Here is a 16,130-nt window from a genome sequence, read left to right on the forward strand (position 1 = left end):
ATACACATTGGGAGGGTGTTTCAGGGTGGTTTTATTAGGGGGATGACCGGATGATACGTACCAATAAAAAAACCAGCACCATTGAAAATGATGCTGGTTTATATAAAAAGTAAGCTTTACGTGTCTTATACCGCTGGTTCCTGCTGGCTCAGACAGTGGAAGCTGCCCAATCCCCAGATAATCTCGGTAGAATCGATACCTACCACGTCGCGGTCTTTAAAACACTCGCTGATGATACGTAGGGCCTTATCGTCATTTTTGCAATTGAAAACAGGCACGATTACGTGTTTATTGCTGATGTAGAAGTTTGCATAAGAAGCCGGCAGACGCTGGTCTTCATATACAACTGCATCCGGCATCGGGAGTTCTACTACGTTCAGCTGTTTACCATTCAGCAGACGCATCTGCTTCAGTTGCTGCAGGTTCTGTTGTAATAGTTCGTAGTTTTCGTCCTGTTTATTGGTTTCTATGACGGTCAGGACGGTATCTTCATTAACGAAGCGTACGGTATCATCGATATGACCGTCGGTATCGTCGCCGATAATGCCTTCATCTACCCATAATACCTGGTCTACACCGTAGAAATCCTGCAGGTAACCTTCGATCTGCTCCCTGTTCAGGTGTGGATTGCGGTTTTCATTCAGGAGGCAGCAGCCGGAGGTCAGTACGGAACCTTTACCGTTGAATTCCACGGAACCACCTTCCATGATGATGCCAGGGTGATATACCGGCAGATTAAAGTGTTCAGCGATACGGGTAGGTACTACGTCATCCTTGTCAAAAGGAGGGTATTTACCGCCCCAGGCGTTATAATTCCAGTCTACAATCACTTTTTTCTGTGCAGCGGCCGGATTGATCAGAAAAGCCGGACCGTGGTCGCGGCACCAGGCGTCGTTGGTCGGGTTGAGATGAAATTCCACCTTATCCAGGTTTACGCCTGCTTTCTGGAGGTGACCAGTTGCGAAAGCCTTCATGGCTTCATCATTCACATTGATACGGACGATTTCACTTTCCGCCAGGTATTTAATGAACTGGCTGTAGTAAGGGTAGATCGTATGGATCTTTCCGGGCCAGCTAGCTTCTTTATGCGGCCAGCTCAGCCAGGTGGCGACATGCGGATGGAATTCGGCAGGGAAGAAGTATCCCTGCTGTTTCAGAGTAGGTTGTCCGTTCATTATGCTTCGTCGATAAATCTTTTGGTGATAGGAGCGTAAGAATCAATTCTTCTGTCACGCATGAACGGCCAATGTGTACGATATCTGTCGGTCTGACCCAGGTCCAGTTCCTGTACGAACACTTCCTCGTTTTCGTGGGAAGCCTGGTAGATGATAGAACCGAATGGATTGGCGATGAATGAGCCACCCCAGAATTTCATAGCGCCTTCCTGCTCGAAACCTACACGGTTTACGCTTACCACGTGGATACCGTTGGCAACGGCGTGGCTGCGCTGGATGGTCTGCCATGCGTTGTATTGCTCAACGTTGGTCGCTTCATCCTGGCTGGTCGCCCAACCGATAGCAGTCGGATAGAAGAGGATTTCCGCTCCCATGAGGGCAGTGATCCTTGCTGCTTCCGGATACCACTGATCCCAACAGATCAGTACACCGAAAGTGGCGAATTTTGTTTTGAATACTTTATAGCCAAGGTCACCGGGAGTGAAGTAGAATTTCTCGTAGTATGCCGGATCATCAGGAATATGCATCTTACGGTATTTACCCAGGTAACTGCCGTCGGCATCCAGCACGGCGGTAGTGTTGTGATAAAGACCCTGTGCACGCTTCTCAAACAGAGAGGCGATAATCACAACGCCCAGTTCTCCCGCTACTTTCTGCAAAGCATCGGTAGATGGACCGGGAATAGGTTCTGCCAGGGAGAAATTATCATAATCCTCCACGTCACAGAAATAAAGGGAAGTAAACAATTCCTGCAAACATACAATCTGTGCACCCTTGGCAGCAGCTTCACGTATACGCTCTGTAGCCTTCGCAAGGTTTTCAGCCTTATTGCCGCTACAGGACATTTGCACAAAACCTACTTTAACTTTTGACATTACCTGTGTTTAATTTAACCGTTTTTAAAAATGAAGCTGCAAAATTACCAAAATATCCTAGAAAAACCCGACGCCTATATGCCAGCCAAACCAGGCCGTTACTCCGCTGCCTAAAGTAAACGGACTATAATGTGCCGGAACCTTCGCATCATACTTAGGATCGGCCACGTCCAGCTTGTCGCTGTAGTATATCGTAAAGGACGGACCGGCAAACAGTGTTACGTTTTTCAACAGCTTGTAATTCCAGGCTGTCTGCAGTCTGATTATGGAGTTGGATGAATTCCAGTTGCCCACATACAGGAACTGGGAGGTGAGTTCGGTCGTGATCTCCGACCGGTCTGACATCGGAAACGGATGTCCGATACCGTAGCCGAAGCTGTAAGCTTTTTTCGGGCCCAGTTTCATGCCTGCCAGCAGCAGACTGTATAATTTCCTGCTACCGGATTTATAAGCAATATTGAGATCCAGCATTTCATTATTATAGATAAGGATCTGGTGATAGCCTTTTCTGACGATGTTGATCAGGCCAAGGCTGTAGCCATCGGAAGAATCGGCATAGTTGACAAGACCGATCTGTACGCCTTTCAGCACTTTGGTATAGTTGGCTAAGCCAGCGATCTGTGTACCGTTGATGGTATCCATACTGACATTGACTGCCCCGGCTATTTGTGCACCGCTCACTTCTTCTTTGCTGACATTCACCGCACCGGCGATCTGCGCACCTTTTATCTTTTGCCAGGCAACATTCACCGCACCACCGATCTGTGTTCCGTCAACTGTGTCCCGTCCAAAGTTAATAGCCCCGGAGATCTGGGCGCCGTTCATAACCCCCATCGTACTATTCAGGACACCGCCGATCTGTGTACCCTTAATATTTCCCCCCGCAAGATTAACAGCGCCGGAGATCTGTGCGCCTTTTATGGGCCCACCCGTACTATTCAGTATACCGCCGATCTGCATACCATTGCCACCACTACCGGACCGGTTGTAGACGCCGCCGATCTGTGCGCCACGGAAATCGTATTTCAGGATATTACTAACCCCGCCTACCTGTAAGCCCTTCAGTGAGTCCATAATGTGATTATGTATGCCCCCCACCTGTACGCCGCTGAAATGTCCGCCTACTATATTAAAGACGCCGGCTACCTGTACCCACTTGACAGCTTTCTGGTCAATATTGAAGATGCCGGCTATTTCGACACCACTCAGACCGGCGGTATAGCCACCTATCAGGTTCATGGAAAATTTATTTACCACCTGCGAACCCAACTTTCCATGTGTGCCTAAAGCAGGTAAGAGGGAGTATTGATAGGGTTGGCGGGTAAAGAAGTCACTCAGGTTCAAACTCTGCATCCGCTGTTTGGAAGACAGGAAGAAACGGCCAAAGAAAGTCTGTTCTACATGTGTATGTTGATTGACGTCTACTATTGATAATTGTATAGGGGCTGCGGGTTTGATAGTGGCGTTCATTTCCTGGTCATGCCCGCCAGGTACCAGCATGATGGTGTCGCGGTACAGTTCCTTGCTGACGGTCAGCATGGCCGCGGTTCTTTCCTTTTCACGGAGACGCAGCCTGAAATACCCCTGATCATCGGTTAGGGTAGAGATCAGCTGTACGCCTTCATAGACACTGGCATTCACGATAGGACGCCCGGTGGTGGCGTCTTTGATTTGTCCGCTGACTACATACCACTTCTCTTTTGAAGAGGTGCCGGGTTGTATAATGATCTGATTACCGATCTCGCGGAACTGGAAATTGCCCTGAAACAATATGTCGAGCACTTGTTTGACAGAGCGATTGCTGACATTGACCGTCACCAGGCTATCATCATGAATAAATTCCTTGACATAAGAGAAATGGAAATCCCCCTGCATACTGATATCGTCCAGTACAGCAGCCAGGGGTTTGCGGTCTGCGATGACTGAGACGGTTTTGTTAAGCAGGCTTTGGGCATAGCTGGAGTAGCTCCCGAAGAGGAATGCTACTATCAGAAATAGTTGTTTCAACAGAACAGTTTTGAATTTGCGGCAAGATACTACGTATTTTTCTTTTTGGATATTTACTGCTCATACAGTAGGTTTGTGCCGCATTTGGTTTCGCCTGAAGGCGAATTAATAGGGAATCCGGTGTAACTCCGGAGCTATCCCCGTAGCTGTAATCCTGTATCGCAATACGCGTTCGTTTTTTCCGGTATACTCTTCAAAGCCACTGTCCGCCCCAGGCGGAACGGGAAGGCCCGGGAAAAGCAGGAGAGCCAGAAGACCTGCCAGTTGCAACAGCTATATCGTGTCTTCGGGTGAAAAGCGCTGATGTTGTAATAGCCTTTAGGCTTATTTCAAGTAGTTTAAAAGTCCGCTGAAGATATGCCCCAAATAGACGGTTTGACTGCCGTTTAGTAAAAATTATTGTCCAGACTAAACTTATCTATTGTAATAAAAATTCGATGTATGTATAAAAATTTACGCCTCTGGTTATTAGGTGGTCTGTTACTAGCCGCTGCCTGTAAAACGGATGATGATGTAGTCATCCCATCAAAGTATGGCACCGGCTTTCTGATGGTAACGGAAGGTAACTATGGTACAAGAGCAGGGGATCTTAACTTCTTTGACTATGACAAGGATACGGTAATAGAATACGTCTACAGCGCTGAAAATCCCGGTAAAACATTAGGTCCGAATACCAGTACCATGGAGTTTGGTACCGTTTATAATAATAAAATATATCTTGTTGGTAAATACGGCGCTCCAATGGTCGTGCTGGATGCCAAAACATTAAAAGAAACCAATCGTATCGAGTCTTTGCCGGGCGATGATGGCCGTTCATTTGTCGGTGTGGATGAAACAAGAGGTTTGCTAAGTACCAGCACCGGCGTTTTCCCCGTAAACCTGACTAACCTTACGCTCGGCACGGCCATTCCAGGGGTAACAGGAGAAGTAACAGATATGTTCAGAAGTGGCAATCATATTTTTCTCCTGTCTGTGAACGATGGTATCGTGGTACTCAATACCAATGACTACAGTGTCGCAAAGAAACTCGGTACAGCAGTATCTGGCTTTGTACAAAGCCAGGACGGTAGCGTATGGGCGGCTTCGAAAACACAGCTGAAAAAGATCAATGCCGGTGCATTGTCTGTAGACAGCATCACCACCAATTTCCCGGTGTATTACAATGAATTTACCTACAATAGCAGCTCGATGGTAGCATCTACCACTGAAAATGCGATCTATATAATCTCCGGTAACAATAAAGTCTATAAATATCTTCCGGGACAGGCAGCATCTCTGAATACGCCATTTATCACATTGCCTTCAGGACAGTACTTCTTCGGAAAGGGTATCTGGTTTGATCGTATCAGAAATATACTGGTGCTGAACAGTAATGCGAATCTGTATGGCGCTGATATTAATAACCAGCTGTATATACATAGTGCGGCAAATGGCGCGCTGCTGCACGCAACGAGTTACAAGGGGTATTTCTTCCCGGGCATGATAATCAATTAGGAATTAGGAATTAAGAATTAAGAATTGGTTAGCCTTCCAGAAGAAAGGACGTTCCTAATATCAATATGGGCCGGCGTGGTATTCAGCTTAGAATGCACCCGAGGCGTCAATAAATGATAAATTCTTAATTCTTAATTCTTAATTCTTAATTCTTAATTCTTAATTCCTAATTCTTAATTCCTAATTCTTAACTGGGAGCTTTTGTAGTTAAAACAACATTTAATTGACTTACCGTCTTCTTATACTTCTTTCCTTTCTGCCGCTATCTCTGTTTGCACAGGATAAGGCGAAGCCGGCATCCGCAGCAGCAGTACCAAAAGATACTGCTGCTGCCCGGATGCTACAGGGCGTTACCATTTTTTCCAGTAAGAATAATTCCGTTTCTCCTGTACAGACACTGAGCGGTGTTGCGCTGGAGAAGATGAATAGCCTGTCTGTGGCTGACGCCGTACGCTTCTTTTCAGGGGTACAGCTGAAAGATTACGGTGGCTTAGGTGGACTCAAAACCCTGAACGTACGCAGTATGGGAACGAACCATGTGGGCGTATTTTATGACGGTATACAATTGGGCAACGCGCAGAACGGTACCGTGGATCTGGGGCGTTTTTCGCTGGATAATATAGAACAGATCGATCTTTATAATGCGCAGAAAGGCGCTATTCTTCAACCTGCAAAAGGATTTTCTGCAGCTTCCTCCATTTATCTGCAATCCAGGAAACCGATTTTTCATGAAGGAGAAACCACGCATGGCAAAGTAGCTATTAAGACCGGTTCGTTCGGTATGGTCAACCCCTCGGTACGACTGGAACAAAAGATCTCCAGTAACCTGTCAGCAGTTATCAGCAGTGAATGGCTGCATGGCAATGGCCGGTATAAATTCAGGTACACCAATGGTACCTATGATACGACCGCTGTCAGGGAAAATGCCGGTATAGACGCTTCCCGCGTAGAAGGGGGGCTCTACGGGCAGTTTAAAGACAGCAGTACCTGGCACGCGAAAGTTTATTATTACAATTCCACCCGCGGACTGCCTGGCGCTATTGTCAGTAATAAGTTCTATAACGGGCAACACCAGTGGGACCGCAATCTGTTTGTACAAACCTCCTACAACAAGAAATTCGGCAAGCGGTATACCATGTTGTTGAATGCCAAGTATATGTATGATTATGTACGTTATCTTGATACATCGATCATTACGGATTACGGTCCGCTCATGAACCGCTATCGCCAGCATGAATATTATATTTCCTCCGCTAACCAGTATAAACTGACTTCTTTCTGGGATGTGGCGCTTTCGGCGGACTTTCAGCTGAATGAAATGACGGCTGTTAACCTGGACCATTTCGCGATTCCTACCCGTTATACGACCCTGGCTGCTGCAGCTACGCAATTGCATCTCGGACAAGTGGAAATGCAGGGAAACCTGTTGGCGACCTTTATTAACGAAAAGACAAAGTTATATAGCTCCGGACATGACTACAGTGCATTAAGACCGACGATCCTGGTGTCCTGGCAGCCATTCCGGCTGGAAGACCTGAAACTGCGCGCTTTTTATAAGAGCATTTTCCGGATGCCGACCTTCAATGATATGTACTACAGTACCGTCGGCAATCCAGATCTGAAACCGGAGCATACCCGGCAATATAACGCCGGAATAGGGTATACCCGCAATTCCAAAGGCTTCCTGCAATTCTTCTCCTTACAGACCGACGTGTATTACAGTCATGTGAAAGATAAGATCGTAGCGGCTCCGGGCCGCAACTTTCAGTGGATGATGCAGAACATTGGCGGCGTGGATATCTATGGGGCAGATGCCAGTGTACAGCTGTCCCCCAGATTGCTGAATCAGGTACAAACGGACTTCTCCGTGAAATATACCTATCAGAAAGCCCTGGATGTGACGGATCCGCAGGAGGTCAATTATAAAGACCAGATCGCCTATGTACCCGTACACAGCGGTTCCTTTATTGCACACGCTTCCTGGAATAAATGGGATATTAATTATAGCTTTATATATGTCGGGGAACGTTATTTCCTGAATACCAATGTACCCTTGTACTACCTGGAACCATGGTATACCAGTGATCTGTCAGTATCCACCAGCTTTCTCTTTAAGCATAAGCTGATCAAGCTGACGGGAGAACTTAACAATGTTTTTAACCAGTATTACGACGTTGTAATCAACTACCCGATGCCGGGGCGTTATTACCGTCTGACCGCGAGTATAAATTTCTGATAATGCGAATTTTATCCAAGCTCACATCATGCCATAGTTTGTTGTTGCTGTTATTGGCAGCAATTGCAGGATTGAGCGCCTGCCGTAAAGGCAACGGCATTATTCCCGGAGAAGAAACACAGGTAGGAGAACCGGATACCCTGCGAAATGGGTTCTATCTGCTGAATGAAGGGAATATGGGCATGAACCTGTCTACCCTGGACTATTACGACAGAAGTACAGGTATCTACAAAAGTAATATTTACAGTCAGATTAATCCTGGCGCCACCAAGGAACTGGGAGATGTGGGCAATGATATCGGGATCTATGGCAGTAAGCTGTATGCGGTGATCAACATGTCAGATAAAGTAGACGTACTGGACGCGCATTCCGCTAAGCGCATCGGTCAGATCAGCATCCGGAACTGCCGCTATATCACTTTCTATAAAGGAAAGGCTTATGTGAGTTCCTATGCCGCTACTATTGGTGATGCGAGTGCCGGCGCGGGATATATTGCTGAAGTAGATACGGCGACTTTTCAGATACTGCGTACGGTTACCGTAGGGCGTCAGCCGGAAGAGATGGCGATTGTAGGAGATAAGCTGTATATCGCTAATTCAGGAGGGTATAGTCCGCCGAGATATGAGCGGACGGTTTCCGTAGTTGATATGAATACTTTCAAAGAGACAAAACGCATTGATGTGGCGATCAACCTGCATCGCGTTAAAGCGGATAAATACGGCGATGTGTATGTAACTTCCCGGGGAGATTATTATAACATCCATTCCAAGTTGTATGTGATCGATACACAGAAGGACATTGTGAAAGACTCGTTTAACCTGGCCGCCAGCAACCTGGCAATAGCAGGCGATTCGGCTTATGTCTACAGTGCGGAATGGAGTTATATTACGAATAAGAATACGGTGAGTTACGCTATTATCAATGTTAAAAATGAAACCAAGGTAACGGATAACTTTATTACCGATGGGGTAGATAAGGAGATCAAGACGCCCTATGGCATCGCGATTGATCCGGAAAACGGCGATATTTATGTGACAGATGCGAAAAACTATCTGTTGCCAGGCACGCTCTATTGTTTTAGCAAAGCGGGCAGAAAGCGATGGAGCGTAACAGCGGGTAATATCCCTGCACATTTTGCATTCATACCGAGATAACTTAACCCATTATTATGCGACTGAAAGAACTATTATTTCCTGCTGTATTTGCTGTCATCTGTTTTTCCTGTAAAAAGGACAGCGGCGGAGGTGATGAAGGACCCAAGATCAGGCCTGTAACACCCAACAGCGGCCGTTTTATCAGCAAGGTATTTGAATACTCTCCTGCGCCGGGGCAATTTATCGGAGAGTCGGCGGGAACGCCGGAAGGGGCGAACAGTATTGTCGGCACCAGAAGCGGGCTGATATCACTGGGTGCTTATGGTGGCTATATTGTATTCGGATTTGATCACTCGATCCTGAATCAGACTGGCGCTGATCTGGCTATTTATGGTAATCCGGTTCCTGAACCGAGGCCCTGGTCAGAACCGGGGGTGGTGATGGTGAGTCAGGATGAGAATGAAAATGGTTTGCCGGACGATAACTGGTATGAACTGGCGGGATCCGGATATGTAACGCCGGCAACGATCCGCAACTATAAGATCACTTATTATAATCCGAGAGGTGTTAGCCGTGTGAGCTGGATAGACAACAGGGGCAAGACAGGGGCTGTAGAAATCAATGAGTTCCACGACCATTCTTATTACCCCGCTTTTGCGGCGAATCAGGATTCCCTCACTTTTGAAGGCACTTTGCTGATTCCGACATTCGGAGAACATGACGGTATTTATATTAACTGGGCGATGGGCTGGGGATATGCTGATAACTACAGCACGGATGACACGGAGATGATGGATTCGTATCAGAAAAATCAATACAACTCCTTTGACCTCTCCTGGGCCATTGATAAAAATGGTACGCCGGTTACCCTAAAAGCGATCGACTTCGTAAAAGTCTATACAGGGCAGAATAGTGTGGGTTCTAACATCATGGGAGAAGTCTCTACGGAGATCTCCGGCGCCGCTGATCTCAATATGAAATAATTTACAGCATATTTTTATTACTTTTCAGGGGCTATCCGCTACAGTGGATGGCCCTTTCTTATCTAGTTCACGTCTTAAACGATTTATTCCATGCTTAAAGCCACATTTATGAGAAATGTGCTCCTGCTTTGCCTGTTAGGAGCAGCGTTGACTGCCTTCAGGTCATCATCATCCCGGCAGACGACCCTTAGTAACGCACCTGTACCCGACAGTATTTTACCTGTAAGAGGATTCTGTATTGGCGCACCGCGTAAACCAGCCCTTGATGCCTTTATCAAATTCATCAAAGAGGAACTGGCGCCGCGTAAGGTAAACACATTGGTGCTACGCATAGAGTACAATTATCAGTATGAAAGTTATCCGGAACTGCGTGATTCGGCCGCATTGTCAAAAGCTGATATCAAGAAGCTGGTACAGGTATGCCGTCAGAACGGTATCAGTCTGATTCCGCAGCTAAACCTCCTGGGGCATCAGTCCTGGGCAAGCCACACCAACAACCTGCTGGTGAAATACCCGCAGTTTGACGAAACACCCTGGGTGAAAATGCCGGAAAAGTACGAATGGCCAAATGCAGACGGACTGTATTGTAAAAGTTACTGTCCGCTGCACCCGGATGTACATGCCGTTGTGTTTAAGCTGATGGATGAACTCTGCGACGTATTTGAGAGCAAAGCGTATCACGCCGGACTGGACGAGGTGTTTTACATCGGAGAATCCAAATGTCCCCGTTGCGGTGGCAGAGATAAGGCAGAACTGTTTGCAGGCGAAGTAACCCTGTTACGCAATCACCTGGCAGAAAAGGGGAGAAGCCTCTGGATCTGGGGAGATCGTCTGATTGATGGTAAGACGACCGGTATCGGTATGTGGGAAGGAAGTCTGAATAATACTTACCGTGCGATTGACATGATCCCTAAGGACGTAACGATCTGCGACTGGCATTACGATCGTCCTGACAAGACACCTGTTTATTTCGCGATGAAAGGGCTGAAAGTAATCACCTGTCCATGGAGAAAACCGGAGTTTGCATCTATTCAACTGAAAGATATGCTTGATTTCAGGTCAACCTCTACACCAATTATGAAAGATCGTTATCAGGGAATGATGCAGACAATATGGTCAGGAGCGGAAGATTTCATGGATGAATACTACGGCCGGAAGGCGCCAAGAGCCGAACAGCCAGGAAAGCCTGTGGATACGCTTCATACCCAAAGTCGTTGCTTCAGGCAATTATATGACGACATCGCTAAAGCTACTTTATGATTTTAGTTGACGGTAACAAATACCTGTCTGCCGGCGGTCTGGAGCTTATGGGAAATATTGAGAATTAAAGACTTTTATTTGGAAAGGGTGGTTTTTATGATTACCTTTAGTCTTTACAAATTTTTACAATTTTCACAAATGACAACAAAATTCCAGGGAACTGTAAAGTTCTTCAACGAGACAAAAGGATTCGGCTTCATCATTCACGAGGAATCTGATAAAGAAACTTTTGTTCACGTTAATGGTCTTATTCACGAGATCCAGGCTGACGACAGAGTAGAGTTTGAACTGCAGGAAGGCCGTAAAGGTATGAACGCCGTTAACGTTAGACGTATCGACTAAGCTTGCTTTTTCTATACAATTAGCAAAACCCCCAGGCATTGTCTGGGGGTTTTTGTTTTTATTACGCCATTGTATGCCAAAATCCTCGTTATCCGTCTTTTCCGATACATCGAAGGAATTCAATTGCCCTGATTTGCTTACCTTTTGACCCGAAACGTAATTTAAACAGCAGACCGATGGCAGTATTATTCTCACCCTTACAGATAAGAAACATCACATTCAGGAACAGGATCACAATTTCACCTATGTGTGAATACAGTGCCGAGAACGGATTTAGTAATGACTGGCATCTGGTACACCTGGGCAGTCGTGCGGTAGGCGGGGCCGGTCTGATCATTACAGAGGCAGTAGCAGTGAGTGCGGAAGGCAGGATCTCACCCAGCGATCTGGGTATCTGGGACGATGCGCATATCGCAGGGCTGAAACGGATCACAGATTTCATTTCCGGACAGGGAACCGTACCAGGTATCCAACTGGCCCACGCAGGCCGAAAATCGAGCACGGAAGTGCCCTGGAAAGGCATTCACCTGGTCGCTCCGGAAGACGGTGGCTGGAAAGAAATCTACGCACCCAGCGCAATCCCGTTTTCTGACAAATATGGACTTCCGATTGCGCTTAGCCAAGAAGGTATCAAAAACGTTATACAGGACTTTAAAACGGCTGCTTCCCGTGCCCTGGCGGCAGGATTTAAAGTTGTGGAGTTGCACGGCGCACATGGTTACCTGATTCATCAGTTTCTGTCGCCGCTCAGTAACCAGCGTACCGATGAATATGGGGGCGATTTTACCAACAGGGTTCGTTTCCTGCTGGAGATCGTAGCGGCAGTACGCGAAGTATGGCCGGCGGAATATCCTTTATTTGTCAGGTTGTCCGCTACCGACTGGGCAGATGGTGGCTGGAACCTGGAAGAATCAACCACATTAGCCCTTCTTCTGAAAGACCGGGGCGTAGACCTGATAGATACCTCTTCCGGCGGTCTTACACCTGCACAGAAAATCGTTCTGGGACCATTATACCAGACGCCGTTTGCGGAGCATATCCGAAAGGAGACAGGTATTATGACCGGCGCTGTAGGACTGATCACAACGCCGGAAGAAGCAGAGTCAATTGTCGCAGAAGGAAAGGCAGACCTGGTGCTGATAGCGCGCGAGTCTTTACGTGATCCCTATTTTCCGATACATGCGGCACATGCTTTGAAGGATGAATCGCATGTGTGGCCGGTGCAGTATGAGAGAGCGAAACCCAGATTAATTAGGAATTAGGAATTACGAATTAGGAATTCATGTGTGAAAGGGGTACTAATTGAATAATTCTCTGAAGATTGTAAGCCGGAAGGCTGAAAATACAGATGGCGTCTACTTTACGGTAGACGCCATCTTCGTTATAAAACCAGTTATTGAATGGCCAAGATGAGGTATTGAAATGATGTAAATGTCATTCTCACCGATCTCCGCTGCATTTTAATTCCTAATTCCTAATTCCTAATTGTTAATTCCTAATTGATTAAAACCAGCTGCTTGCCTTCTCTTCATCCTCTTCCGGCGCAGGTTTCACTTCATCTTCTTCCGCCGGTGGCGGGATCACATCATCCGCCTCAGTAGGGTGTTTACGGATAGCGCCTTCTATCACGGCATCCTGTTCAACTTCCAAGATCAGCGCTGTCACATCACCTCTGATATATGCTTTGTTGCTGATAACAGCTTTATTACTTACAAAAACATCCCCGTATACTTTTCCGAAAGCTTCGAGATCGGTGGCATAGATATTACCGCGGATAGTGGCGGTTTTACCGATCACGAGTGTACCTTCCGTACGCACATCACCTCTCACATTACCATCGATACGTCCGGGGATGGTAGATTCAATAGCGCCCTGTACGGACACCTGGCCTGGGATCAGGAACATGTCCTTTCCGAAGGCCTTCTTAATTAAGTCTTTCAAGGGAAGCACATCACAGATTTGGTCCAGGAGATAAAGTTTCTTCTTCAAATACGGAAATGATCGAAGAGGCATTGCCCAGATCAAGTCCTACGCTACGCTGATGCTTATCGTCTGAAATTCTTAAAGAGTTGTATAAATAACCGATACTGACAAGATTTTCAGGGTTTGGCGCTACTTCTACCGGAATGAAGTCTTTGAATTCTTCCAGGAAAGCGTCCGCCAGTTCGCGGTAATGTGCACCGCCACCCATCAGGTAGATCTTGCTGCAATTTTCAAAGTCCTGATCGGTAAAGTAATTCCTCATCAACGGAGACACTACTTCCTTGTAATACTGGGTCAGCAGCGCTTTACGGATATCCTTGAGGTCAAGGCGTTTCCTGTTGGTAAAGATAGACCCTTTCATGAAGGCATCATCCAGCTGATGCTCATTTTTCATATCCAGGTAGTACTGTTTATTCAGTTCGCGGGCCAGGTTGTTGATGGCATATTTGATACCGTGGGAACTGAAGCAGGTACGGTGTATAAGACCATCCGCAGTTGCCATGCCACCTTCGATGGTGCCAAAGCCAAAGCTGACAGCGATAAAGTTCTCTGTTTTTGGATCATTGACAGTCTTTTTCAGACCGATAATACCTCCTACGATCTCGGGGATCACTTCAAAGCGCTCGATGTCCAGCATCCCTTTTTTGATTGAACCCTTGTTGTTGAAAGTATGCGTATCATATTCTATCAGGAAGTGCCTTTTGTTGAGGAACTGCTCTGCTGCGCCTTTATAAATGTTGTAGGAGGAAAAAGGGAAGCCCATAGTCAGGGACAAAGGCTGTTGTACCTTATCCAGTACGTTGACCATGGCAGCTTTGAAGAGGATTTCATAATCATCCTCCTGCGGAGCAGCATTCGTGACACGTCCGGGATTGATACCCCCGCGTCTTGCCAGGTTTCCGGCAATATACCAGTTTTCGTCTTTTTTGATCTTTAAGCCATTCAGTAGGTCTTTTGAGGAATTCTCCGTGTTACCATACGCAGTTTCGAAAACACTCGGAAAGCTGATAGGTGATACTTTCATGATCGCAGGATTATATATGTATGATTAAAATTTCGATTTGAGTTTTCAATAATTCGGCTCGGTCACAAAGCAAACAGGGTATAAAGAGATTCAATCGGGAAGGGTTTTGAGTAACTCCCGCACTACAACTGCATTTAAATATATAAAATAATATTAAACATTACCAAACACAAAATGAGTTCTTCTTTAAAGATATTGATTATCAAGTAATTTGTGTATTAATAAATTGTCATGCAAACCTGTGAATTGGGAATTAGGAATTAAGAATTAAGAATTAAGAATTAAGAATTAAGAATTAAGAATTAAGAATTAAGAATTAAGTCGATTCAGGTCCTTACTTGCAGCCAAACCCATGCGTCATCATAAAGCCTTATAGAAGTCAGTAGCCGAAATATCATATAGATTCCTGCTTATTGCCTCTCTATATCACTTTTCCAAATTCATCTAAGCGTCAGTCCGCTAACTATGGTCGCCTTAATTCTTAATTCTTAATTCCTAATTCCTAATTTTTAATTATTCCCGTTTCGGGAATAATTAAACTCATACCGTGCTGTGTCATAAATAGACCAGTCCATAAATCCACGTACCATGGTGCCTAAAGCGTCCAGGTGCCGCTGAATGGCCAGATCGATGTGCATACCGAATGAGGGCAGCTGGGATCTCAGTTCGTTGAACTGTGCAATCTCGCGGTTGTGAATAGCAGCCGTCTGTGCAATAGCTTCATCCAGGCTGATCTGCTGTTCATGCCCGATCACCATCACTAGATTGTGTTCATCTCCATGTGCCAGTTCTTTGGACAAAGAAAAGAGGTCATTCGCCCAGCATACGGCTCTGCGGGCCAGGTCCACCAGTTTCTGAAACTGTTCATTCTGTAACACAAACACAGGCAGAGAGGTACCTGCGGCTACTTCCAGCATGTCGGTACCCAGGTTGGCCCCGCTAAAGAAGGGACGCATTTGCATGTACTGGAAAACAGACGGATGTTTACGCTGTTTTGCATTCTCTGCTTCCCATACGGCGGCTTCGAAGGTGGCCTTCAGACTGAGCGTAAACTGGCATTGCCATGAGGCGGTGCTCAGCTGGCGCATCTTGTTCCAGAAGTCGCTCAGGGCTGCCAGCACAGGATTGGTAACTCTGTCAATGTCGCGGTCGTAACGAAGTACGCTGACAAAATCCGAAATGACCTGTTGCAGATACGCCTGTTCGCGGTAACTCGCTGTTTCCGGCTTTACATGATCCAGCAGATCGTCCAGTACAAACAGCCAGGTGTTAAGGTCGTTGGCTGTGCACAGGAAGGCCAGGTCAGCATCCGGGTAAGTACGGGCGGTCATCCAGGCAAATTTGTACCTGCGGAACCGGTCATACGCTTCTTCTGTTTGCAGCAGATTGAATTCATGCAGCCAGGAGGAGGTGTGTTGGTCAATCTCATTCACAAATGGACTGATCTTCGCCTCAAACGGGCAATGGAGAGTTGGGACAGTAATTTGTCGCATAAAAATGGATTTTAAAATGAGAGGAGAAAAAACTAATTCAGACAAAAATGTAATGCGATGATGCGACATCTCCGCAGGTAAACCGGCAGAGAATATGGAGAATAAGTGTTTATGCTGTTATCGGGGGATGAAAACAGGCAACAATGGAACAAAAAGGACAATAA

The 16,130-nt window shown here is 46.3% G+C and carries 13 protein-coding genes and 1 riboswitch; of the genes, 7 read left to right on the forward strand and 6 right to left on the reverse strand.

From position 1 onward, the window contains the following. Window positions 1-125: 125 nt before the first annotated feature. The 3 genes from CPIN_RS19555 to CPIN_RS19565 are packed head-to-tail and all read right to left on the reverse strand — an operon-like array spanning window position 126 to window position 4,057. Window positions 126-1,175, reverse strand: coding sequence for an agmatine deiminase family protein (locus CPIN_RS19555; protein ID WP_012791572.1), 1,050 nt, complete (start codon window positions 1,173-1,175; stop codon window positions 126-128). Continuing rightward, complete coding sequence (locus tag CPIN_RS19560; protein ID WP_012791573.1) at window positions 1,175-2,050, reverse strand: carbon-nitrogen hydrolase; 876 nt, start codon at window positions 2,048-2,050, stop codon at window positions 1,175-1,177. The genes CPIN_RS19555 and CPIN_RS19560 overlap by 1 nt, the downstream gene beginning before the upstream one ends. A 57-nt stretch (window positions 2,051-2,107) precedes the next feature. After that, on the reverse strand, window positions 2,108-4,057 hold the full coding sequence (locus CPIN_RS19565; RefSeq protein WP_012791574.1) for an STN and carboxypeptidase regulatory-like domain-containing protein: 1,950 nt from the start codon (window positions 4,055-4,057) through the stop codon (window positions 2,108-2,110). A gap of 68 nt (window positions 4,058-4,125) precedes the next feature. After that, a riboswitch (cobalamin riboswitch) is annotated at window positions 4,126-4,336 on the forward strand. A 162-nt stretch (window positions 4,337-4,498) separates the two neighbouring features. On the opposite strand from CPIN_RS19565, the gene CPIN_RS19570 reads away from it, so the two are divergent. The 7 genes from CPIN_RS19570 (at window position 4,499) to CPIN_RS19600 (ending at window position 12,728) form a co-directional block, all read left to right on the forward strand. After that, entirely contained in the window at window positions 4,499-5,551 is a 1,053-nt protein-coding gene (locus tag CPIN_RS19570) for a DUF5074 domain-containing protein (RefSeq protein WP_012791575.1), read from the forward strand. Window positions 5,552-5,774: 223 nt separating this feature from the next. Next, window positions 5,775-7,787 carry a TonB-dependent receptor gene (locus tag CPIN_RS19575; RefSeq protein WP_012791576.1) on the forward strand — a complete coding sequence of 671 codons (2,013 nt, stop codon included), beginning with the start codon at window positions 5,775-5,777 and terminating at the stop codon, window positions 7,785-7,787. A gap of 2 nt (window positions 7,788-7,789) precedes the next feature. Next, window positions 7,790-8,941 (forward strand): YncE family protein, encoded by a 1,152-nt coding sequence (locus CPIN_RS19580; protein WP_012791577.1) that lies wholly within the window; start codon window positions 7,790-7,792, stop codon window positions 8,939-8,941. A 14-nt stretch (window positions 8,942-8,955) separates the two neighbouring features. Then, entirely contained in the window at window positions 8,956-9,864 is a 909-nt protein-coding gene (locus CPIN_RS19585) for a hypothetical protein (protein ID WP_012791578.1), read from the forward strand. A gap of 108 nt (window positions 9,865-9,972) precedes the next feature. Beyond that, a complete protein-coding gene (locus CPIN_RS19590) occupies window positions 9,973-11,124 on the forward strand; it encodes a family 20 glycosylhydrolase (RefSeq protein ID WP_083781210.1) in 1,152 nt (383 codons plus the stop codon). Window positions 11,125-11,262: 138 nt separating this feature from the next. After that, complete coding sequence (locus CPIN_RS19595) at window positions 11,263-11,466, forward strand: cold-shock protein (RefSeq protein WP_012791580.1); 204 nt, start codon at window positions 11,263-11,265, stop codon at window positions 11,464-11,466. Between the two features lie 176 nt (window positions 11,467-11,642). Further along, complete coding sequence (locus CPIN_RS19600) at window positions 11,643-12,728, forward strand: NADH:flavin oxidoreductase/NADH oxidase (protein WP_012791581.1); 1,086 nt, start codon at window positions 11,643-11,645, stop codon at window positions 12,726-12,728. A 241-nt stretch (window positions 12,729-12,969) separates the two neighbouring features. Here the strand turns inward: CPIN_RS19600 and CPIN_RS19605 are convergent, their stop codons facing one another. The 3 genes from CPIN_RS19605 to CPIN_RS19615 form a co-directional block, all read right to left on the reverse strand. Further along, complete coding sequence (locus CPIN_RS19605; protein ID WP_052306838.1) at window positions 12,970-13,407, reverse strand: bactofilin family protein; 438 nt, start codon at window positions 13,405-13,407, stop codon at window positions 12,970-12,972. A gap of 10 nt (window positions 13,408-13,417) precedes the next feature. Beyond that, entirely contained in the window at window positions 13,418-14,473 is a 1,056-nt protein-coding gene (locus CPIN_RS19610) for a ParM/StbA family protein (RefSeq protein WP_012791583.1), read from the reverse strand. A gap of 509 nt (window positions 14,474-14,982) precedes the next feature. After that, window positions 14,983-15,966 carry a terpene synthase family protein gene (locus CPIN_RS19615; RefSeq protein ID WP_012791584.1) on the reverse strand — a complete coding sequence of 328 codons (984 nt, stop codon included), beginning with the start codon at window positions 15,964-15,966 and terminating at the stop codon, window positions 14,983-14,985. Between the last annotated feature and the right edge of the window lie 164 nt (window positions 15,967-16,130).

Origin of the sequence: Chitinophaga pinensis DSM 2588 (genome assembly GCF_000024005.1) — a bacterium.
GTDB classification, from domain to species: domain Bacteria; phylum Bacteroidota; class Bacteroidia; order Chitinophagales; family Chitinophagaceae; genus Chitinophaga; species Chitinophaga pinensis.

Bases quoted from the DNA above. Each gene is read 5' to 3' on its own strand.
- CPIN_RS19555 (WP_012791572.1), bottom strand. From the start codon at position 1,175: ATGAACGGACAACCTACTCTGAAACAGCAGGGATACTTCTTCCCTGCC.
- CPIN_RS19560 (WP_012791573.1), bottom strand. From the start codon at position 2,050: ATGTCAAAAGTTAAAGTAGGTTTTGTGCAAATGTCCTGTAGCGGCAAT.
- CPIN_RS19570 (WP_012791575.1), top strand. From the start codon at position 4,499: ATGTATAAAAATTTACGCCTCTGGTTATTAGGTGGTCTGTTACTAGCC.
- CPIN_RS19580 (WP_012791577.1), top strand. From the start codon at position 7,790: ATGCGAATTTTATCCAAGCTCACATCATGCCATAGTTTGTTGTTGCTG.
- CPIN_RS19585 (WP_012791578.1), top strand. From the start codon at position 8,956: ATGCGACTGAAAGAACTATTATTTCCTGCTGTATTTGCTGTCATCTGT.
- CPIN_RS19590 (WP_083781210.1), top strand. From the start codon at position 9,973: ATGAGAAATGTGCTCCTGCTTTGCCTGTTAGGAGCAGCGTTGACTGCC.
- CPIN_RS19595 (WP_012791580.1), top strand. From the start codon at position 11,263: ATGACAACAAAATTCCAGGGAACTGTAAAGTTCTTCAACGAGACAAAA.
- CPIN_RS19600 (WP_012791581.1), top strand. From the start codon at position 11,643: ATGGCAGTATTATTCTCACCCTTACAGATAAGAAACATCACATTCAGG.
- CPIN_RS19610 (WP_012791583.1), bottom strand. From the start codon at position 14,473: ATGAAAGTATCACCTATCAGCTTTCCGAGTGTTTTCGAAACTGCGTAT.
- CPIN_RS19615 (WP_012791584.1), bottom strand. From the start codon at position 15,966: ATGCGACAAATTACTGTCCCAACTCTCCATTGCCCGTTTGAGGCGAAG.